Here is a 21,349-nt window from a genome sequence, read left to right as displayed (position 1 = left end):
ACTGCCTGCGTTGGGCGTCCGCAAGGGCGCGCGGCGTCGTAGCAGGCAAAGACGAGCAAAGTAATGAACGACGACAAGAAATCTCCACGCGGGCCTCGCAAAGGCGGCTCGAAACCGGCGGACCAGCGAGGCCGCGGCGGCAAGCCGAGCTTCGGTCCCAAGAAACCGTTCGTGAAGCGCGAGCGGCCTATGGCCGCCGAAGGCGAGCGCCGCGATGTCGACGGCGGACGCCGCGACTTCAAGCGCAGCTACAAGCCACGCGAAGCGGGCGAGGGCGCTGAGCGCGGCGAAAGGCCTTTCCGCAAAGGCCCGCGTCCGGAAGGCAAGCCGTTTGAGAAGCGCGAGGGCCGCAAGCCCTACGCACCGCGCGGCGCCCGGCCGACGGCTGCCGACGGCGAGCGCCCAGCCCGGGATTTCCAGCGCAGCTACAAGCCACGCGAAGCGGGCGAGGGCGCTGAGCGCGGCGAAAGGCCTTTCCGCAAAGGTCCGCCACGCGACGGCAAGCCCTTCGAGAAGACACGCAAGCCTTACACACCGCGTGGCGACCGGCCGGTGGCCGCCGACGGTGAGCGGGAAGAAAGACGTTTCGACCGTCCCAAGCGCGAATTCGGTGATCGCCCGGTACGCGACTTCGCCGACCGGCCGAAGCGAGACTTCAGCGATCGTCCGCAGCGCGATAGCGTCGCAAGAAAACCGGAAGGCGGCTTCAAGCCGCGGCCGCGGCCCTCGGAAGCCGCGCCGGAAAGCGGCGAGCGCATCGCCAAGCGGCTGGCGCGCGCCGGCATCGCGTCGCGCCGCGACGCCGAAGAGCTGATCGCCGCCGGCCGCGTCAAGGTCAACGGCAAGGTGCTGGACTCGCCGGCCTTCAATGTCGGCGCTGACGACATCATCCATCTCGACGGCACCGAGATTCCGCCGATCGAGCGCACGCGTCTCTTCCTGTTCCACAAGCCGGCGGGCGTCGTCACGACCAACCGCGATCCGGAAGGCCGCAGGACCGTCTTCGACGTGCTGCCGCCCGACCTGCCGCGGCTGATGACGATCGGCCGGCTCGACATCAACACCGAGGGCCTGCTGCTTTTGACCAATGACGGCGGGCTGTCCCGCGTGCTCGAATTGCCCGCGACCGGCTGGCTGCGGCGCTATCGTGCGCGCGTCCACGGCAAGGTCGAGGAGAGCGCGCTCGCCGGCCTGCGCGAAGGCATCGCCGTCGACGGCGTCTTCTACGGCTCGATCGAAGCTTCGCTCGATCGCGAGCAGGGCACCAATGCCTGGCTGACGCTCGGCCTGCGCGAAGGCAAGAACCGCGAGGTGAAGAACATCCTCGGCGCGCTTGGCCTCGACGTGACGCGGCTGATCCGCATCTCCTACGGGCCGTTCCAGCTCGAGGACCTGCCGGAGGGCCATGTGCTCGAGATCAAGGGCCGCGTGTTGCGCGAGCAGCTTGGCGAGCGGCTGATCGAGGAATCCGGCGCCAATTTCGATGCCGAAATCCAAAAGCCGTTCTCCAACAGGCCGGTGCGCGGCGGCGGGCCTCGCCGTGAAGAGACCGACCGGCCGAAATTCACGCGCGACGGCGACCATCGACCGATCGGCGAGGGCGGGCTGATCAAGGCGCGCAAGCGCCGCGAAGGCAGCCGCGACGAGGCGCTGAGCAAGCTCTCGACAAAGCCGGACAGGGCATTTGGGCCGGACAGGGCGTTCGGCGAGCGCGGCCCGAAATCCGACCGCGGCGGTTTCGGCGACAAGCCGCGGTTTGGGGGCAAGAAATCCGAGCGCGAGCAGCGGCCGATCGAGCCGCCGGGCCAGCGCAAGGCCAATGTCTGGATGGCGCCGGGCGCCCGGCCGATCGGCAAGGGCAGGGCGGAGGCCGATGCCGCCAAGGCCGCCGAGGCGAAGGCGCGCAAGGCATCCTACAAGCCGGGCGGCAAGGGCAAGCCGGGCGCGAAGCCGTTCGGCAAGCCTCGCGGCGAGCGTCCTGAAGGCGATGGCGGCGACAGGCCGCGCGGTCCGAAGAGGGGCGGCGATGCGGATCGTCGGCGGTGAGTTCCGCGGGCGTCCGCTGGCGACCCCGAAAAGCAACGCAATCCGCCCGACCACCGACCGCACCCGCCAGGCGGTGTTCAACGTCCTGGCGCATCGCTACGCGGAAAAGCTCGAGGGCGGCCGCGTGCTCGACCTTTTCGCCGGTACCGGCGCGCTCGGACTTGAGGCGCTGTCGCGCGGCGCCTCCTACTGCGTCTTCATCGAAGAATCGACCGAAGGGCGAGGCCTGATCCGCGAGAACGTCGAGGCCTATGGGCTCACCGGCCGCACCAAGATTTTTCGTCGCGACGCCGCTCATTTGGGCGAAGCCGGCACGATCTCGCCCTTCGGCCTGGTCTTCGCCGATCCGCCCTATGGCAAAGGGCTCGGCGAGCGCGCGCTGCGCTCGGCCAAAGCCGGCGGCTGGCTTCTGCCTGGCGCGCTCTGCGTCGTCGAGGAGGCTGCCTCGGCGCCATTCGAGCCGGGCGCCGGTTTTTCCGTGATGGACGAGCGCAATTACGGCGAAACGATCATCCGCTTCGTCGAGGCCAACTAGCCTCGCCTCGAAAATGCCGAACAAATCACTTTGCCTCACCAGCGAACCTTGCCTATCGTCGCGCAACCGCGACCGGAGAACTTGATGAGACAAACAGGGATTGGGCTGCGCCCAGCGCTTCTGGCGGGCGCGCTGGCGCTTGCCGCGGCTGCTCCGGCCCGCGCGGCCGATGACGGCGAGGTCAAGGATTTCCTGCTCGACAACGGCATGGAAGTGGTCATCATCCCGGACCATCGCGCCCCGATCGTCACCCACATGGTCTGGTACAAGATCGGCAGCGCCGACGAGCCGCCCGGCAAATCCGGCATCGCGCATTTCTTCGAGCACCTGATGTTCAAGGCCACGACAAATCACGCCGCCGGCGAGTTCGACCGCGCCGTGTCCGAGATCGGCGGCTCCAACAACGCCTTCACCTCTTACGACTACACCGCCTTCCACGAGACGGTGCCGCCTTCGGCGCTCGAGCAGATGATGGGCTTCGAGGCCGATCGCATGCGTAACCTCATCCTGACCGACGATGTCATCAAGACCGAGCGCGACGTGATCCTGGAGGAGCGCCGCTCGCGCATCGACGGCAACCCGCAGGCGGTGCTCGACGAGGAGGTCGACGCGACGCTCTGGCAGAACCAGCCTTACCGCATTCCGGTGATCGGCTGGATGCAGGAGATGGAGCAGTTGAACCGTCCGGACGCGAAAGCCTTCTACGACGCCTATTATCGGCCGAACAACGCCGTGCTGGTGGTGGTGGGCGACGTCGATCCCAACGCGGTGAAGGCGATGGCCGAAAGGACCTACGGCAAGGTCGCCCGCGGCCCGGACCTGCGGCCGCGCATCCGTCCCGTCGAGCCCGAGCAGAACACGAAGCGCACGGTGACGCTGACCGACGCGCGCGTCTCGGTGCCGAGTTTTTCGACGCAATGGGTGGTGCCGTCCTATCACACGGCCAAGCCCGGCGAAGCCGAGGCGCTCGACCTGCTTGCCGAGATCCTCGGCGGCGACAACCGCAGCAGGTTGTACCAGCAGCTCGTCGTCAAGCAGGGTATCGCTTCCGAGGCCGGCGCCTATTTCCAGGGCACCATGCTCGACGCCACCAACTTCACCGTCTATGGCGCCCCGCGCGGCGACGCCAAGCTTGTCGATATCGAGGCGGCGGCCGATGCCGAGATCGCCCGCATCGTCAAGGACGGCGTGAGCGACGATGAGCTGGAGCGGGCCAAGACCCGTTATGTGCGCTCCATGATCTTTGCGCGCGACAAGCAGGACGACATGGCCAACATGTACGGCTCGACGCTTGCGACGGGCGGCAATGTCAAGGACGTCCAGGAATGGCCCGACCGCATCCGCAAGGTAACCGCCGATGAAGTCAAGGCGGTCGCTGCCCGCTATCTGGTGCTCGATCGCTCAACCAGTGGCTATCTCTTGCCGCAGCAGCAGGCGGGGAATTGATGATGAGCATGGTTCTTGGCCGCACGAGCACCTTTCCTTCTCCCACAAGGGGAGAAGGTGGACGCGTCTATCGCGCCGTTGCCATACTTTGCTTCGCCCTGTTCTTCCTGCTTTTGCCGGCGCTTGCCGCGCGCGCCGAAATGAACATCCAGGAGGTGAAGTCCAAGAAGGGCGTCACCGCCTGGCTGGTGGAAGACCATTCGATCCCGCTGGTTGCGATCCGTTTCGTCTTCGACGGCGGCACGGCGCAGGATCCGGCCGGCAAGGAAGGCCTGGTCAACCTGATGACCGGGCTGTTCGACGAGGGCGCCGGCGACCTCGACAGCGAGGGCTTCCAGGTGAAGCTCGACGATGCCGGCGCCGAGATGAGTTTTCAGGCCGCCCGCGATGGCACCTATGGTTCGATGCGCATGTTGTCCGAGCAGAAGGACGAGGCTTTCGGCCTACTGAAGCTGGCGGTGAACAGTCCGCGCTTCGACCAGGCGCCGATCGACCGCATCCGCGCCCAGATACTGTCCGGGATCCTCGCCAACGAACGGGATCCCAACACGATCGGCCAGCAGCGCTGGCTCCGCGCGATCTATGGCCAGCATCCCTATGCGCGGCCGGACGAGGGCAACAAAGACAGCCTCGCCACCATCACTGCGGACGACCTCAGGGCCTTCCACAAAGCAAATTTCGCCCGCGGCGGCCTGCATGTGGCGGTGGTGGGCGATATCGACGCCGCCACGTTGAGCAGCAGGCTCGACGAGGTGTTCGGCGACCTGCCGGACAAGCAGGCGCTGGCGCCGATTGTCGACGTCACGCCCAAGCTCGGCCAGCAGCTCGAAGTGAATTACGACTTGCCGCAGACCTCCCTGCAGCTTGCCTGGCCGGGCGTGAAGCGAAGCGATCCCGATTTCTACGCCGCCGCGCTGATGAACGAGATACTCGGCGGCTCGACGTTCACGTCGCGTCTCTACGAAGAGGTGCGCGAGAAGCGCGGCCTTGCCTATAGCGTCAGCTCCGATCTCGTCGATCACGAGCATTCCAACGCGCTGCTGGTGACGACGGCGACGCGTTCCGACCGCGCGGCCCAAACGCTTGCGATCGTGCGCCAGGTGGTGAAGGACATGGCTGAGAACGGCCCCTCGGAGGAGGAGCTCGCGGCGACCAAGAAATACATGGTCGGCGCCTACGCCATCAGCAATCTGGATTCGTCCAGCTCCATTGCCGCGACGCTGGTGGAGCTGCAGATCGATCATCTCGGCATCGATTATATCAAGCGGCGCGCGGCTCTCATCAACGCGGTGACGCTGGCCGACGTCAAGGCGGCGGCAAAGAAGCTCCTGTCTTCCGATCCGGCGGTGATGGTCATCGGGCCGCCGCTGGTTCAGGTGGCGGGAGGCCGCAAGGGATGAGCCCGACCTTCGGGGTGGCCTTCGGCGGCGGCGGCGCGCGCGGTCTTGCGCATATCCATATCGTCGAGGCTCTCGACGAGCTTGGCATCAAGCCGGCGGCGATCGCCGGCTCGTCGATCGGCGCCATCATGGGCGCCGGCATGGCCGCGGGCATGAAGGGTGCCGAGATTCACGATTATGTCCGGTCGATCCTCGGCAGCCGGGCCGAAGTGGCGGCGCGCATGTGGCGGTCGCGGCCGGGCACGATCGCCGAAGCCATGCAGGGCGGCATCCGCGTCGGCCAGTTCAATATCGAGCGCATCCTGAAGGCGTTCCTGCCCCAGGATATCCCCGCCACCTTCGAAGAGCTGAAGATTCCGCTCAAGGTTACGGCGACCGACTATTTCGGCCACAAGCTCGCCGTGTTCGCCGAGGGTGAATTGCATTCGGCGCTCGCGGCCTCGGCCGCCATTCCGGCGGTGTTCCGCCCTGTGGTGCGCAATGATTGCCTGCTGATCGACGGCGGCATCTACAATCCCGTTCCTTTCGATCTCCTCGAAAAGGATGCCGATATCGTCATCGCAATCGACGTGGTCGGCGCGCCGAGCGATGCCGAGCGCAAGCATCCGACCACGGTCGACCTGATGTATGGCGCCTCGCAGTTGATGATGCAGTCGATCATCGCCAACAAGCTGCAGCAGTCCAGCCCCGACATACTGATCCGCCCGAAAGTCTCGAAGTACCGCGTGCTCGATTTTCTCAAGATCGAGGCGCTGATGGCCGAGACGGCGGAGATCAAGGACGAACTGAAGCGCGCCGTGGAGAAGGCCGTGGAAGCGCATGGCGGCAGGCGGGGCAACAAAAAGGTGGTCTGAGAGCCTCCTCCAGCCGCCTCGGTTCAGGTGCCATGGCTGCGCAAGAGGTCTGACACCGAAGTCTGAACGGTCGGCGCAAAGGTCCCTTATAAAATAAGACTTAAGAATAGAGCGAAGTATTCTTTATGCTGAATAACCGAATTCGCGCCTTGGTTTGAGGTTTGTCATTAACTCTTCATCAAATTGCCCGTTGACGCACGCTGCGGTAGAGTTAATAATATCCTAATATAGTAGCGTGAATCGTCTTGAGACCGGCAACAACGAGATACTGCGCTACTGGGGTAGGGGAAACGCAGCGCGGCGATCGCCGTCGCTTTTAGCCGTCGCTATCGAGCCGCCACCCGCCATGAGGCACCATGTTGTATTTGGTGCGCTCGGGCCGGGGACGGGCAGGTGCGGCGCGCCGGGTGCTAAGCCAATCCTCCTCCCCGAACGGAATTTGGATGCCGATCTTGGCGTCGTTGCATGGGGTAGTGAGCCGCCGCGGCGGCCAAAAAGGCGCGCGAGCGTCTGTGGAGGAAATGACGATGAGTGACATTGGCAGTGGTGTGCTTCTCGAGGCCACGTCGATTGGTTCCGGTACAGGTAACTACGATTCCTTCTTCCGCTTGCAGGCGACAGGTGTCGAGCAAGGCTTCAACACCGATCAGAATGGCAGCGTCCTCGACGACAAGGCCTCGTTCACGCACAGCCTGCAATGGGGCAATCTGCAGCCGATCACCGTCAACGGCGTCCAATATATCGAGTTCCGGCTGGACCTTAACGAAAACGTCAATGCCAACATCACGCTGACCGATCTCAGGGTCTATATTTCCAACCACGACGCGACCCTTACGGACTATAATGCCGGCTTCTCCGGCTTCGTCTCGGTCTTCGACATGCCCGGCACGCAGGTGCTGACGGACTCCAATCACGGTTCCGGCACGGATGACTACCGCGTGCTTGTCCCGGTCAGCTCCTTCCTCAGTGCCGGCGCGACGTCCAGCTCCTACGTCACGCTCTACTCGAGCTTCTCAGGCTCGGATGGCGGCTTCGAGGAGTGGCGCACCACGACGGTCCCAAGCGTTTCGACCCAACCCGGAATCGCCATCGACAAGCAGACGGTCGACGGTGCGGTCTCCGGAGACGGCCTAAACGTCCTTGCAGGCGATTCGATCTCCTGGAGGTATACGGTCACCAATACCGGCAACGTTGCGTTGTCGAACGTCGTCGTGACCGACGACCACAACGTCGTCGTCTCACCGGTGCTCAGCGGCGGCTTCAATGTCGGCGACACCAACCATGACAACAAGCTCGACACGACCGAGACCTGGATTTTCACTGGCTCCGGTACGGCGATCTCCGGGAATTATTCTAATATCGGTACTGTGACGGCTTCAACGGGCACGGGCACGGTAACCGATTCCGATCCTTCGAATTACTTCGGCGCCGATCCTGAGATCACCATCGACAAGGTGACGGTGGATGGCGGCAGCGAGGGCGACGGCCACACCATCCTTGCCAACGAGGCGATCTCGTGGAAGTACACGGTCACCAACACCGGCAACGTGGCGCTGTCCGGCGTGGCGGTGAGCGACAGCGATGCCGGCGTTACCCCGGTCGCGGTGCTTGCCGATGCCACCCACAACATCGGCGACACCGATCTGGACGGCGTGTTCGACATCGGCGAGTCCTGGGTCTTCACGGCCAGTGGCACCTCGCAAGCCGGGGCCTACGAGAACACCGGCACGGCCACCAGTTCCTATCAGGACGACGCCGGCCACAGCGTGCCGGTTACCGCCCATGATGATTCCAGCTACTTCGGCGCCGATCCTGAGATCACCATCGACAAGGTGACGGTGGATGGCGACAGCGAGGGCGACGGCCACACCATCCTGGCCAACGAGGCGATCTCGTGGAAGTACACGGTCACCAACACCGGCAACGTGGCGCTGTCCGGCGTGGCGGTGAGCGACAGCGATGCCGGTGTTACCCCGGTCGCGGTGCTTGCCGACGCCACCCACAACATCGGCGACACCGATCTGGACGGCGTGTTCGACATCGGCGAGTCCTGGGTCTTCACGGCCAGTGGCACCTCGCAAGCCGGGGCCTACGAGAACACCGGCACGGCCACCAGTTCCTATCAGGACGACGCCGGCCACAGCGTGCCGGTTACCGCCCATGATGATTCCAGCTACTTCGGCGCCGATCCTGAGATCACCATCGACAAGGTGACGGTGGATGGCGACAGCGAGGGCGACGGCCACACCATCCTGGCCAACGAGGCGATCTCGTGGAAGTACACGGTCACCAACACCGGCAACGTGGCGCTGTCCGGCGTGGCGGTGAGCGACAGCGATGCCGGTGTTACCCCGGTCGCGGTGCTTGCCGACGCCACCCACAACATCGGCGACACCGATCTGGACGGCGTGTTCGACATCGGCGAGTCCTGGGTCTTCACGGCCAGTGGCACCTCGCAAGCCGGGGCCTACGAGAACACCGGCACGGCCACCAGTTCCTATCAGGACGATGCCGGTCATAGCGTTCCCGTAACCGCCCATGACGATTCCAGCTACTTCGGCGCCGATCCTGAGATCACCATCAACAAGGTGACGGTGGATGGCGGCAGCGAGGGCGACGGCCACACCATCCTGGCCAACGAGGCGATTTCGTGGAAGTACACGGTCACCAACACCGGCAACGTGGCGCTGTCCGGCGTGGCGGTGAGCGACAGCGATGCCGGCGTTACCCCGGTCGCGGTGCTTGCCGATGCCACCCACAACATCGGCGACACCGATCTGGACGGCGTGTTCGACATCGGCGAGTCCTGGGTCTTCACGGCCAGTGGCACCTCGCAAGCCGGGGCCTACGAGAACACCGGCACGGCCACCAGTTCCTATCAGGACGATGCCGGTCATAGCGTTCCCGTAACCGCCCATGACGATTCCAGCTACTTCGGCGCCGATCCTGAGATCACCATCAACAAGGTGACGGTGGATGGCGGCAGCGAGGGCGACGGCCACACCATCCTGGCCAACGAGGCGATTTCGTGGAAGTACACGGTCACCAACACCGGCAACGTGGCGCTGTCCGGCGTGGCGGTGAGCGACAGCGATGCCGGCGTTACCCCGGTCGCGGTGCTTGCCGATGCCACCCACAACATCGGCGACACCGATCTGGACGGCGTGTTCGACATCGGCGAGTCCTGGGTCTTCACGGCCAGTGGCACCTCGCAAGCCGGGGCCTACGAGAACACCGGCACGGCCACCAGTTCCTATCAGGACGACGCCGGCCACAGCGTGCCGGTTACCGCCCATGATGATTCCAGCTACTTCGGCGCCGATCCTCACATTACGCTCGACAAGAAGACGAACGGCGTCGACCACGGCCTCAACATCTTCCAGGGTCAGGCGGTCACCTGGACCTACGATGTCGCCAATGACGGCAATGTCGCGCTCGCCAATGTGGTCGTGAAGGATGACAACGGTACTCCGCTCAATCCTGGTGACGACTTCAATGCTTCGGCAATCACCAGCGGCGGGTTCAATACCGGCGACACCAACGGCAACGGTCTGCTCGATGTCGGCGAGACTTGGCACTACAAGGCTACCGGCACGGCGCAACTGGGCAGCTACGTCAACAACGCGACGGCCACGACCGACGCGTATACGGACACCGCCGGCCATTCGCGCACGCCGAGCGCCACCGACAGCAGCGACTATGAGGGTTTCTCCAACAAGGCCCTGACGCAGGGCTTCTGGGGAAGTCACTCCGATGCCTGGGACAATGTCGCCAACAACGAAGGCAATCCGACCAAGAGCGCCTTCGCCAGTCACGTTTTGTCCAGTCTGGATATCAATCCGCGCAGCGATGGCTATTTGCTGCTGGGTGACAGTAACGGCAATGGCACGGCAGACGCTAACGAACACACCCTGCTGATTTCGATAAGCTTGGCGAAATCCATTGAATCGTCCTCGACCAGCGGTGACGCCAGAGTGATCATGCTGCAGCAGGCGATTGCCGCTCAGCTCAATATCGACAACCACGTCGCCCAGCCTAACGATCTGGTCGGCGAGGCAGTGATGTGGCTGACCGGTCAGGGCGCCTGGGCAAACCTCGGCGTCAATGTCGACACCAATAGCGACGGCATCGTCGACCAGAACGGCTCGGCGCTAGGGGGCAGTGCTGTAAAGACCAGCTCCACGGCTTGGACCAAATATGTCGACGTTACCGACGCCAGCACGGGCATCACGGACTGGAATGGGGGCAAAGAAGCCGACGGCGAAGGGCTGAAGAACGCCCTGATGTGGTTCAACCAGGGCCAGCTGGTGACCTCCGGCCCCGGCGGCCATGTCGCCTGGTTCAACGGCACCAGCATCGTCGACGAGCATCCCAATACGCTCGACCAGTTCTGGGTGACCCTCCATGAGGTGGGCGGGCTGACGGGCATCAGCTGAGCGGAACAATCAGGCCTGGCGAAAAACCGACATGGCAACAACCGGCATGTTCGGCACAGGGCAGGCGAGGGCGAGGCTGGCGGGCCTCGTCCTTCTCGTCCTTGGCGTGGCGATTGTTGCGGCCGGATCGCTCTCGGGGGGCACGGTGTTGGGCGCAACGGCGATCGCCGGTTTCGGTGGTCTGGTTTTGCTTCGTGCCCGTCCTGCTGATTTCGGCGAGCGTGACGCGGCTGCCAAAGTTGCCGAGTCCACCCGGCCGGCCGCAAAGCCGACTAAGCGCCCGCATGGCTCAGAGCTTGCTGAGGCCCTTCGCGCCTGCCACTCCGCTTTCCTTGCGGTCGGGCTGTTCAGCGGCATCCTTAACGTTCTGATGCTCGCCGGCTCGCTCTATATGCTCGAGGTCTATGATCGCGTGCTGCCGAGCCGCAGCCTGCCGACGCTGGCTGGCCTCTCCATCCTGCTCCTCATTCTCTATAGCGGACAGGGAGTGCTCGAATTCGTGCGCGGACGCGTGCTCGTCCGCATCGGCGGGGCTCTTGACGAGGCGCTCGGCGGCCGAGTCTATCAATCAATCCTGCGTCTGCCCCTCAGGACGGGCCGCGACAGCGACAGCTTGCAGCCGATGCGCGACCTCGACAGCGTCCGCGTCTTCCTGTCGGGCAGCGGGCCAACGGCGCTTTTCGACCTGCCATGGCTGCCGCTCTACCTGTTTATCATCTTCATGTTCCACTGGCTGCTCGGCGTGACGGCGCTGGTCGGCGCGATCGTGCTGGTCGCGCTGACGATCATGGCCGAACGGCTGACGCGAAAGCCGGTTTCGTCCGGAACGTCGAGCGGCATCCGCCGCAACGGCCTGGTCAGCGCCGCCAATCGCAACGCCGAAGTCGTTGCCGCCATGGGCATGGCCGGCGGTCTGACCGCGCGGTGGGAAGACGCCAACCTCGATTACATCGCCGAACAGCGCAAGGTGAGCGACGTGGCCGGCGGCTTCGGCGCGATATCGAAGGTCCTGCGCATGCTGCTGCAGTCGTCGATGCTCGGCCTCGGCGCCTGGCTGGTCATCGAGGGGCAGGCAACGGCGGGTATTATCATCACCGCCTCGATCCTCAGCGGCCGCGCGCTGGCTCCGGTCGATCTTGCGATCGCCAACTGGAAGGGCTTCGTCACCGCGCGCCAGGGCTGGCAGCGGCTGAACAGGGTGCTGGCGGCGCTGCCGGCTGAGACCGAGCCGATGTTGCTGCCGCCGCCGAGCGCGAATGTCGGCATGCAAAACGTCTCGGTCGGCGCCCCGGGCACCCAGAGACTGCTGGTCCACGATGCAAGCTTCGCTCTGGAGGCGGGCCATGGCGTCGGCATCATCGGACCGAGCGGGTCGGGAAAATCCACGCTGGTGCGCGCGCTCGTCGGCGCCTGGCAACCGGTCGCCGGCCGCATCAAGCTGGACGGCGCCGACCTCGATCAATGGTCGCAGGCGGAGCGCGGCCGCCATATCGGATACCTGCCGCAAGATGTCGAGCTCTTCGCCGGCACCGTGGCCGAGAACATCGCGCGCTTCGAGCCGGACGCGGACGCCGGCGCCATCATCGCCGCGGCGAAGGCAGCGGGCGCGCACGAGCTCATCGTCGGTTTCCGCGAAGGCTACGAGACCGAGATAGGCGAGCATGGCGAGGCGGTCTCGGCCGGTCAGCGCCAGCGCATCGCGCTGGCGCGCGCGCTCTATCGCGATCCCTTCCTCGTGGTCCTGGACGAGCCGAATTCCAACCTCGACATGGACGGCGAGCAAGCCCTGATCAAGGCCATGCTGGGTGTCCGCGAACGGGGCGGGGTTGTCGTGCTCGTCGCGCACCGGCCGAACGTGCTGGCGGCCGTCGATTTCGTGCTGGCGATGAATCAGGGACGCGTCCATGCCTTTGGCCCGAAGGACGAGGTGTTCGCCAAGATGTTCCCGACGCTGCGGCCGGTGCCGACCGGCGCCCCGCAACTGAGAGTGGCTTCCGACGGTCCCCATCTGGCCGTTGCCGACGGAACCGAGGCAGGGCGCTGACATGGCTATATCAGGCGCCTCGCATTTATCCATCCGCTTCTACACGCGGCTTGGCGTCGGCGTGGTGCTCCTGCTTGCGGGCGGCGTCGGTGGCTGGGCATCGGTCACCGAGATCGCCGGCGCGGTCATCGCCCCCGGCGCCCTCGTCGTCGATTCCCACGTCAAGGACGTGCAGCATTCCACCGGCGGCATCGTTGCGGAGATCGATGCCCGGGACGGCGACCACGTGAAAGCGGGAGATCTTCTGGTCCGTCTCGACCGCACTGTGCCGGCAGCCAACCTTGGCGTGGTGAGCAAGGCGCTCGACCAGCTCGCCGCGCGCAAGGCGCGCCTCGATTCGGAGCGCCGCGGCAGCGACGCCATCATCTTTCCGAACGAGCTTTTGGACCGCATTGCCGATCCTGACGTCGCCGAGGCGGTGGCAGGCGAAAAGCAGCATTTCGAGACGCGGCGCACGTCCCGCGCGGGCCAGAAGAGCCAGCTTGGGGAACGCATCGCCCAGCTCGAGAAGGAGATCGCTGGCGACACAGCGCAGGCTGAGGCCAAGAGCAAGGAGATAGAGCTGGTGCAGAAGGAGCTTGCCTCGGTGCGTACGCTCTGGGCCAAGAAGCTCATCTCCATCGACCGGCTGACCCAGACCGAGCGAGAGGCCACGCGCCTCGACGGCGAGCGCGGCCAGCTGATTGCGGCCCAGGCTCAGGCGCAGGGACGGATCGCCGAGATCAAGCTGCAGATCATCCAGATCGATCTCGACCTCAGCACCGAAGTGAACAAGGATCTGCGCGACGTCGACGGCCAGATGGGCGAGCTTCTGGAGCGCAAGGTCGCCGCCGAGGACCAGCTGAAGCGGGTTGACATCCGCGCGCCGCAGGACGGCGTCGTGCAGCAGTCGATCGCCTATACGATCGGCGGCGTGGTGAAGCCGGGCGAGACGATCATGCAGGTCGTGCCCGACAATGACAGCCTTGCGGTGGAAGCCAAGATCGCGCCGAGCGACATCGACCAGCTGTGGGTTGGCCAGCCCGCTTCGCTGCGCTTTTCGGCCTTCAACCAGCGCACTACGCCGCAGATCAACGGCGTCGTCGAGCGAACCTCGCCCGACATCACCACCGACCAGCGCACGGGCGTCAGCTACTACACGGTGCGCATTACCACGACGGCCGCCGAGGTCGCGCGGCTCGGCGAGGTCAAGCTGGTTCCCGGCATGCCGGTGGAATCCTTCATCAGGACCGAGGATCGCTCGGTGATGTCTTATCTGGTCAAGCCGCTGCAGGATCAGATCAGCCGGGCATTTAGACAGTAGGCCACCAGTACGTTTCACCGTTTCACGGAAACGGCGAAACGCCTATCTCTTTGTTTTGACGCAATTCCGGACGGAAAACCGCTCCTCTAGAGCATGATCCCGAAAAGTGGGAACCGGTTTTCGGAGAAGATCATGCTCCAACAAAGAGTTAGATCAGGATGGCGATTCAACGAAACGTCATCCTGATCTAGTCTAAGCTTTCGCGACCGCCCTGTATTCCATCGCCACCACGCCATTGCTGAACGGCACGGCCGAGACAAGCTCGAGTGCTGTCGGTTTGTCCGAAGGAAAAAGCCGTTCGCCCTGGCCTGCGGCTGCCGGATAAACGAGCAGTCTGAGGGTATCGACAAGGCCAACGCCGAGCAGTTGCCGGGCGAGATTCACGCTGCCATGCACATAGATGTTGCCGCCGCTTCGTTGCTTCAGCCGGGTGACCGCATCGGTAAGGGGGCCTTCGAGCAATTCGGCCGGATGCCAATCGACCGCTTTCAAGGTCGTCGAGGCGACATATTTCGGCAGTGCGTTGAAGCGGTCGGCGAAGTCGCCTTTTTCGGCAGGCCAGTGGCCGGCAAAGATTTCGTAGGTGACGCGTCCGAGAAGCATGGCGCCGCTGTCGGCAAGCTCATCCTCCTTGAATGCCTGCATCTCATCGTTCCAGGCGACGTTCGGCAGCCTCTCGTGCTCGGCGACGCCGTCGATGCTGATGAATTCGGTGACGATGAGCTTTCTCATGGCATCCTCTGTTGGTTACGTCTCGCACCATAGGACGGCCACGCCGGCGCGTTCCCGACAAAATAAAAAAGCCCGCCGGAATGACCGGCGGGCTTTCGCTTTGGCTGGAGGCCTTGGCTTAGTTGAACTTGTACTTGGCGTCGATCCGCACAGTGTGGAAGGACGGGGTCGCCATCGCGAGACCGCTCGGGATCGGCAATGCATCCGAGAAGTCTTCCTTCTCGAATTGCGAGTAACGGTATTCGATGCCGACGGTCATCTTGTCCGACAGGGCAGTTTCCAGGCCTGCGCCGACCGAGAAGCCACTGGAGCCCCAATCGGCGTCGAGCGGTGCCGGAGCATCGAGCTTGAAGTGCTGCCAGCTGTAGCCAGCGAGCGCGTAGGCCAGCGTCGCCTCGTTGACCTTCATGCCGATGCGGCCGAGCACGTCGAAACCATAATCGGTATTGAGGTTGATCGAATCGACACCCAGGAACCCGCCCAGCTCAAGCTTCGACTTGATACCGGAGAGACGCGCGTCGACGAGGCCGCCGACCACCCAGCTGCCCATGTCCTGGTCGTAGCCGATGCTGGCTTCGCCGAACACGCCTTCGCCGCCGAGGCCATTGAACTTGGCGCCGGCGAGCGGCGGAATCTCGATCTGGTGCACGACCGCGCCGGCACCGAGCCCACCGCCGACATAGAAGCCGGTCCAGTTGTAGGAAGGCGTCTCGAAGCTGGCGCCGCCGCCGTCATTGGCGTTGAAGCGATAGCTGGCGGCGACCTCGAACGTATGGCGCGAGGTGTCCAGGTTGAGCGTGCCGTCCGGTGCCGGGAATCCGGCGTCCGAGAGCAGGCTGTCGTTGGTGCTGAAGCGGGTGTAGCGGTACTCGCCCTTCAGCGTCCAGTTGCTGTTGATCGCCGTTTCGACACCAGCCCCGACAAAGTAGCCGCCCTGGTCCCAATCGAATCCAATACCGGCATTGCTGTCGAGCTTGTACTTCTGCCAGGCATAGCCGCCCAGGACATAGCCCAGCGTGGTAGGCGTCAACAGGTAGCCGGCGCGAACGCCAACATCGAAGCCGTAAGTTTCCTTGATATCGGCATTGAGGCCGCCGGCATCGAGCGAAGTCTTGATCGTGCCGACATGCGCGTCGATCAGGCCGCCGAGCAGAAAGCGCTGCGAGACCATGTAATCATAGCCGGCAGTCACCTGGCCGTAGACGCCTTCGCCACCGATACCGTTCAGCGAAACAGGCACAAAATCGCTGCTGAGCTTGTGCACATTGGCGCCGGCGCCGAGGCCGAAGCCGACATAGATGCCGCTCCAGTTGAAGCCCGGAGCCGCCTGCTCCTGGACCACGTCGGCGGCCTGCGCGGCCGACATCAAAGCGACGGCCGAAACGGCGCCCAGCAAAACGGATTTCGCAGAAATACGAAGAAGCATAGCCCATAACCCCAAGTTAAAACCCGACGAGGTTCTAGCAGGGGTTGTCGAATTTTGTCGTGGCAGAAATGCCACACCCGGGGGTAAACTCCCGTAACGGCAGGTATAAACCCGGTGCGCACCCAGAAAAGGTCGGTTTGGCTGCGGGAGGGCGCGGTTTCTGGTCCGGCCACTTGTTCGACGCTGGACCAGTTTCACGAAATAGGCCTTGCGCGATCGCGACGCGTGGTTTCGGACCAGGCGCGCATGCGTCTCCCCAACGAGCACCTTCACCACTCTGAGCCGGGTCTCGCTGGTGGAGGCTGCGACTCGGGGACGCTGAACGGATGAATCGGGTTCGAATATTCTGTCAGTTTCTTAGGAGGCGGGTAGGCGAGTTTCCATCCATGCCAGAAGGGACAGCCGGCGAGGGATTGCCGCATCCGCTTTGATCCTCGCCCGCGGGCTGGCCGGCGTAGCGGGTGGGGATACGTTGGCAGAAGCGGGCCAGGTGAAATCGTGATTGCCAGAAGTGGGGGATAATGACGGCGTCCACCACGGCTCACTTGCACAACTGTGTGGTGTGAAAATAGCATCGAAAAAGTTGGGTTATGATCGTTATTTGGGCGGGGTATGGTATGCCAATCAAATCTAAGGATGGCGGATATCCGGTTAGATTCAGTGTTCCAGGCCAGCGCTGGAGTAAAAAATTTCGTAGCCAGGACGAACTGCGTTCGTTCTTAACGTCTGAAATCAGACACTGGCAGGAACAAAATCAGCCCAAAGAATTCCCGCTTCCGGGTGGCTCACAAGGCCTTGCCTTCCTAGATCCGCTGACAACCGCAATCTTCAGCGAATCCATGAACACAGGTCCTCATGCGGAAGATGCGCTCAGGATTCTTGAGGAGCGAGGTGCCATACTAAGTGAGGGGTTGTATGGCCGCTTCCTTTCCAAGCTGCGATCTGAGAAACCTAAGCTGTATCCTGGCGCCGTAGCAGCCATTGCTGCCGCGCTTGGCCCACAGAATGCGTGGCCCGACCAGGGCAATCGTCAGCCATTCCCCTGGGCCGTGTGGCTATCGGGCTTGGGCGCGCTCTTAGAACTGGTGCCATTACGGGCGGCAAAGCCGGAAGCGGATCAGTTGGCTAGCGTCGTGTCGGACGCTCTCGCCCATAGAGACGAAGTGCAGGAAATGAAGCACGCTTTCGAGACCTGGAGCTCGAAAACTCAAAGCGATACAGGAACAGAAATCGAAACCTTCCGGCAACGCTCGGCCGATGCTGTAAAATTTGCACAGGCCCAATTGGCCCAGGCGTTAGCTGACTCCAGCACGCGCATATTGGAACTTGAAGATAAGGTGCGAAGGCGCCTCGTTTTGGAGGCACCGACGACATACTGGTCAAAAAAGGCAAACGGCCACGTTTCGATAGCGTTCGGATTCGGTGCGTTGTTTCTGCTCGGGTTAGGAGGCGGAATATATTGGCTTACGCACTACGGTGTTGATCTGGTGGCAGACGCCCATCGACGCATCGTCGGAGACGCTCAGGACCCGGGTCTGCTCGCCCTTGTACCACTGGCGTTCATTACACTCCCTACGCTGGCCTTCGCATGGCTGCTGCGGCACGTCAGCCGGGTGATAGTGCAGAATCTGGCCCTGGGTGCCGATGCGAGGCTTCGAGGAACCATCGCAACGACATATAGCGCACTCACGGTCGACCAAGCTGCGACACCCGCTGAGTTGGCGATCGTTTTCAATGCACTGTTCCGGCCGGTGGATGGCAGTACTCATTCTGAAATTGCTCCGCCCAATTTGGCCGACCTGATGGAGCTAGCGAAGAAATAGATACTGCAGATGCCAACGGTCGTTCATCCCCCTCGAAACTGGGGAATCGGAGCCGGCCTGGACTGAGTTCTCGATTTTGTGCCGTACGGTTCGGCAGTTAATTCCAGGAAAGCATTATAGAAGATCATGGCATTTGGGGTTTTCATTCACCGCTCCGATTCGATCTACCACGACAGCCCCGCTGAGCAGTACCAATTCCCTCGCCAGTATCTGCGCCGTGTCGAAGCCTGCGTCGGCGATTGGATCATCTATTACGAACCCAGCAAAGTGGCCGAGACGCGCGGTTACTTCGCGATGGCCAAGGTCCAGCAGGTCATTCCCGATCCCGCGGCGCCTGACATGTACCTCGCTCTGATTGAACCCGGAACCTACCTCGATTTCGTCAATCCTGTTCCATTCAACGGGGCAGACGGTTTGGTCGAACGAGGTCTGCTCAATAACGAGGGCAGAATATCCGGCCGTGCCCAATCCGCCGTCCGCGCACTCAGTCCTGCCGACTTCAACCGCATCATCGATCTGGCTTTCGACACGAGTGAGGTGGTGCTCCCGCGCATCGGCGTGGGCTTTAAAGAGGAGCAGGCGCCGTTTCAGTTTGAGCAGAGCCGCGACCGGGTGAACTACATCGGATCGCGGATAGTCCGGGATCGCATCTTTCGCCGCATCGTTTTGCGCGCGTATGACGAGCGCTGCGCGATCACAGGGCTGAAGCTGATCAATGGCGGCGGCCGAGCCGAGGTCTCCGCCGCTCATATCCGGCCGGTCGAAAATAGCGGCCCGGACGTCATCAACAACGGCATCTCGCTGTCGGGCACAGCGCATTGGATGTTCGACCGCGGTTTGATCAGCCTATCCGATGACCTGGAGATCCTGATCTCGCGCCAGGTCAACGACCTCGACAGCGTGCATGGGTTCATCAACAAGACGCGTCGCGCGCTTCAGCCGAGCCGGCAGTCTGAACGACCGCATCCTCGGTTCTTGCAATGGCACCGGGAGCATTGTTTCAAGCAATAGGCTGGGGCCGCCGGGCTCGTTTCCTCTCGCCACCACGTTTGGATTGCGAACGTCGGAGGCACTAGCCTACAATTGCTACAAGTCATCATAAATTGATTGGGCGATTCCATGGCGCAACTGACGACCACTGAGATGGCGTTGATTGACGGCATTTTCGGAATGTACAGCGGCTATGTGCTGGATTTCAGTAACGATCGGTTCGCAGCGTTTTTTAATCGCGATCTAAAGATCGACATCTACCATGACCGCTACGCAATGTATGGAACGTCGAAGGGAAAACACTTCCGCGCCTTCATTGAGATTGCGCCCAACGCCGACGTAGTGCGGGCGCTCACGGCTCTGTGGGAATATCGCGAAGCCGGTATGCTCGATCGCGGCGAGGCTGAGAATGTCCCTAATGCCCGGCAACGCCTCAGCAACCTGCTTATCAAACTCGGAGGCAAACCGTTGCTGGCAGATCCAAGCGCCGTGCAACCATCTGCACCTGAGCCGAAAGGGCCAAACGATGGTGTTCTGGCGGCATTGGAGCAGGAATTTTTGGCGATGGCAGCGATGGACGAGGCGCCGCAGCAGCGAGGCTATGCGTTCGAGCGCTTTCTCAAACGCTGGTGCGACGTGTGGGGTCTGGATGCACACGCCTCTTTCCGGACAGCCACTGAACAGATCGACGGCTCATTTCAACACGAGGGCAGCACCTATCTGGTCGAGGCTAAGTGGCATACACGTCCGGTCGACGCCGCATCGCTGCACGGCTTCCAAGGCAAGCTACTTGAACGTCCGGACTGGACTAGGGGGCTCTATGTCTCATATGGCGGTTTTTCCGGTCAGAGCTTCGAAGCCTTCACCGCGCGTCGCTTGATCATGATGGACGGTGCTGACGTCTATCACGCACTCAACCGGCGGTTAGACTTGGGGGAGGTCATCCGCAAGAAGGTGCGGTACCACTCCGAGCGGCGACAGCCTTTCGCACGGGTGACCGACCTATTTTCAGCGTGAGATGAGATACTGAAGCTATTGCTACGCACCTGCGACCTCCGCTTGGCACCAGTGTGTCTCAACCCCCTTGCCAATCCCGCCACCTTCCCCTAATCTTCCCTCTGAGAAAACCTTTTCCCAAACCACCTCGCGTACGCTGACCTTACCCGTCATCACCGCGCAGGGCGATAAGAGAAAACCTTTTCCCAACTAGGGGAATTCGCCGCGATCATGCCTTCAGACGCCGAGCCAGCGCCAGTTTCCGCCAAGCCGCCGGTGACCCTGCGCGAGGTCGCTGCCGCCGCCGGCGTCAGCGTCGCGACGGCGTCCAAGGCGCTGAACGGGCAGGGGCGCATGACGGCGGAAACGCGCGAGCGCATCCGCGAGACGGCGCGGCTGCTCGGCTTCCGGCCGAACAGCCTGGCGCAGAGTCTCTTGCGCAAACGCTCCTTCACCGTCGGGCTGCTGACCAACGATACCTATGGCCGCTTCTCGCTGCCGCTGATGGCCGGCGTTTCGGATGCGCTGGTCGACAAGGGCGTCTCGGTGTTCCTGTGCAATGTCGAGGACGACCCGCGGCTCGGCCAGCTGCATGTCGAGGCCATGCTCGACAAGCGCGTCGACGGCATCGTCGCCACCGGAAAACGCATCGACCGCCATCTGCCGGTCGATCTCTCCAACCTGCGCATTCCGGTCGTCTACGCCTTCACCCAGCCGGATCCCGGCGCGGTTGGGCTCGTTTCCGATGACGCCGGCGGCGCGCGGCTGGCGGTGGAGCAGTTCTTGCGGCTCGGGCGCCGCCGCATCGCCCATGTCAGCGGCCCGGCGAGCTTCGCGGTGGTGCACACGCGGGCAGGGGCCTACCGCGACGTCCTGAGGGAGAACGGCTTGCCCGCAGCCGAGCCGCTGCTCGGCGCCTGGTCGGAGGCCTGGGGCCACGATGCGGTGGCAAGACTGTTCGGCAAGGCGGGCAGGGAAGGATGGCCGGACGCCGTCTTCTGCGGCAACGACCAGATTGCGCGCGGCGTCATCGATGCGCTGCGCGAGCGCGGTATCCGCGTGCCCGAGGATGTCGGCATCATCGGCTTCGACAATTGGGAGATCGTGGCCGAGGCGACGCGCCCGCCGCTGACCTCGATCGACATGAACCTGGCGAGCCTCGGCCGCGAGGCCGGGCTTGCCCTGCTTTCGCTCGTCGACGGCCACCCGGCCGCGCCGGGCATCAGGAAACTGCCGTGCCGGCTGGTGGTGCGTCAGTCATGCGGCAGTCCGCCGCAATGAAGCAACAAGGCTACGCGCCGGTTAGACCGGGCGGCGT

At 63.3% G+C, this 21,349-nt stretch carries 14 protein-coding genes; 12 read left to right on the top strand and 2 right to left on the bottom strand.

Features of this window, described 5'->3' with window-relative positions; all coding sequences use genetic code 11:
* Positions 1-63: 63 nt before the first annotated feature.
* From LB529_RS20000 to LB529_RS19965, 8 genes are all read left to right on the top strand, one after another.
* Positions 64-2,046: a pseudouridine synthase gene (locus tag LB529_RS20000; RefSeq protein ID WP_224712095.1), complete on the top strand. Its 1,983-nt coding sequence runs from the start codon at positions 64-66 to the stop codon at positions 2,044-2,046.
* On the top strand, positions 2,027-2,581 hold the full coding sequence (rsmD, locus tag LB529_RS19995) for a 16S rRNA (guanine(966)-N(2))-methyltransferase RsmD (RefSeq protein WP_224712094.1): 555 nt from the start codon (positions 2,027-2,029) through the stop codon (positions 2,579-2,581). The genes LB529_RS20000 and rsmD overlap by 20 nt, the downstream gene beginning before the upstream one ends.
* 84 nt (positions 2,582-2,665) lie before the next feature.
* Entirely contained in the window at positions 2,666-4,027 is a 1,362-nt protein-coding gene (locus LB529_RS19990; protein ID WP_224712093.1) for a M16 family metallopeptidase, read from the top strand.
* Positions 4,027-5,427 carry a M16 family metallopeptidase gene (locus tag LB529_RS19985; protein ID WP_140840860.1) on the top strand — a complete coding sequence of 467 codons (1,401 nt, stop codon included), beginning with the start codon at positions 4,027-4,029 and terminating at the stop codon, positions 5,425-5,427. The genes LB529_RS19990 and LB529_RS19985 overlap by 1 nt, the downstream gene beginning before the upstream one ends.
* Entirely contained in the window at positions 5,424-6,281 is an 858-nt protein-coding gene (locus LB529_RS19980) for a patatin-like phospholipase family protein (protein ID WP_224712092.1), read from the top strand. The genes LB529_RS19985 and LB529_RS19980 overlap by 4 nt, the downstream gene beginning before the upstream one ends.
* A 527-nt stretch (positions 6,282-6,808) precedes the next feature.
* A complete protein-coding gene (locus tag LB529_RS19975; protein ID WP_224712091.1) occupies positions 6,809-10,717 on the top strand; it encodes a beta strand repeat-containing protein in 3,909 nt (1,302 codons plus the stop codon).
* 31 nt (positions 10,718-10,748) lie between these two features.
* The gene (locus LB529_RS19970) at positions 10,749-12,761 is read left to right on the top strand and encodes a type I secretion system permease/ATPase (protein WP_224712090.1); all 2,013 of its coding nucleotides are present in this window, start codon (positions 10,749-10,751) and stop codon (positions 12,759-12,761) included.
* A gap of 1 nt (position 12,762) precedes the next feature.
* Entirely contained in the window at positions 12,763-14,064 is a 1,302-nt protein-coding gene (locus LB529_RS19965) for an HlyD family type I secretion periplasmic adaptor subunit (protein WP_095767855.1), read from the top strand.
* A 192-nt stretch (positions 14,065-14,256) separates the two neighbouring features.
* Here LB529_RS19965 and LB529_RS19960 read toward each other — a convergent pair whose 3' ends face one another.
* On the bottom strand, positions 14,257-14,796 hold the full coding sequence (locus LB529_RS19960) for a dihydrofolate reductase family protein (RefSeq protein WP_224712089.1): 540 nt from the start codon (positions 14,794-14,796) through the stop codon (positions 14,257-14,259).
* Between the two features lie 118 nt (positions 14,797-14,914).
* Entirely contained in the window at positions 14,915-16,222 is a 1,308-nt protein-coding gene (locus LB529_RS19955; RefSeq protein ID WP_224712088.1) for an outer membrane protein, read from the bottom strand.
* Between the two features lie 617 nt (positions 16,223-16,839).
* Between LB529_RS19955 and LB529_RS19950 the strand changes: the two genes are divergently transcribed.
* The 4 genes from LB529_RS19950 to LB529_RS19935 all read left to right on the top strand — a co-directional run bounded on the left by LB529_RS19950 (position 16,840) and on the right by LB529_RS19935 (position 21,312).
* Complete coding sequence (locus tag LB529_RS19950; RefSeq protein WP_140841082.1) at positions 16,840-18,045, top strand: DUF6161 domain-containing protein; 1,206 nt, start codon at positions 16,840-16,842, stop codon at positions 18,043-18,045.
* A gap of 126 nt (positions 18,046-18,171) precedes the next feature.
* Entirely contained in the window at positions 18,172-19,056 is an 885-nt protein-coding gene (locus LB529_RS19945) for an HNH endonuclease (protein WP_224712087.1), read from the top strand.
* 108 nt (positions 19,057-19,164) lie between these two features.
* A complete protein-coding gene (locus tag LB529_RS19940) occupies positions 19,165-20,052 on the top strand; it encodes a restriction endonuclease (protein ID WP_140840874.1) in 888 nt (295 codons plus the stop codon).
* A gap of 210 nt (positions 20,053-20,262) precedes the next feature.
* Positions 20,263-21,312, top strand: a complete 1,050-nt coding sequence (locus LB529_RS19935) for a LacI family DNA-binding transcriptional regulator (RefSeq protein ID WP_224712086.1) — start codon at positions 20,263-20,265, stop codon at positions 21,310-21,312.
* The last annotated feature ends 37 nt before the right edge of the window (positions 21,313-21,349 follow it).

It is taken from the genome of Mesorhizobium sp. CA5 (assembly GCF_020165105.1).
Lineage (GTDB): Bacteria > Pseudomonadota > Alphaproteobacteria > Rhizobiales > Rhizobiaceae > Mesorhizobium.
This window is presented reverse-complemented; position numbering and strand designations above follow the sequence as displayed.

Bases quoted from the DNA above. Each gene is read 5' to 3' on its own strand.
- LB529_RS20000 (WP_224712095.1), top strand. From the start codon at position 64: ATGAACGACGACAAGAAATCTCCACGCGGGCCTCGCAAAGGCGGCTCG.
- rsmD (WP_224712094.1), top strand. From the start codon at position 2,027: ATGCGGATCGTCGGCGGTGAGTTCCGCGGGCGTCCGCTGGCGACCCCG.
- LB529_RS19990 (WP_224712093.1), top strand. From the start codon at position 2,666: ATGAGACAAACAGGGATTGGGCTGCGCCCAGCGCTTCTGGCGGGCGCG.
- LB529_RS19985 (WP_140840860.1), top strand. From the start codon at position 4,027: ATGATGAGCATGGTTCTTGGCCGCACGAGCACCTTTCCTTCTCCCACA.
- LB529_RS19980 (WP_224712092.1), top strand. From the start codon at position 5,424: ATGAGCCCGACCTTCGGGGTGGCCTTCGGCGGCGGCGGCGCGCGCGGT.
- LB529_RS19975 (WP_224712091.1), top strand. From the start codon at position 6,809: ATGAGTGACATTGGCAGTGGTGTGCTTCTCGAGGCCACGTCGATTGGT.
- LB529_RS19970 (WP_224712090.1), top strand. From the start codon at position 10,749: ATGGCAACAACCGGCATGTTCGGCACAGGGCAGGCGAGGGCGAGGCTG.
- LB529_RS19965 (WP_095767855.1), top strand. From the start codon at position 12,763: ATGGCTATATCAGGCGCCTCGCATTTATCCATCCGCTTCTACACGCGG.
- LB529_RS19960 (WP_224712089.1), bottom strand. From the start codon at position 14,796: ATGAGAAAGCTCATCGTCACCGAATTCATCAGCATCGACGGCGTCGCC.
- LB529_RS19955 (WP_224712088.1), bottom strand. From the start codon at position 16,222: ATGCTTCTTCGTATTTCTGCGAAATCCGTTTTGCTGGGCGCCGTTTCG.
- LB529_RS19950 (WP_140841082.1), top strand. From the start codon at position 16,840: ATGCCAATCAAATCTAAGGATGGCGGATATCCGGTTAGATTCAGTGTT.
- LB529_RS19945 (WP_224712087.1), top strand. From the start codon at position 18,172: ATGGCATTTGGGGTTTTCATTCACCGCTCCGATTCGATCTACCACGAC.
- LB529_RS19940 (WP_140840874.1), top strand. From the start codon at position 19,165: ATGGCGCAACTGACGACCACTGAGATGGCGTTGATTGACGGCATTTTC.
- LB529_RS19935 (WP_224712086.1), top strand. From the start codon at position 20,263: ATGCCTTCAGACGCCGAGCCAGCGCCAGTTTCCGCCAAGCCGCCGGTG.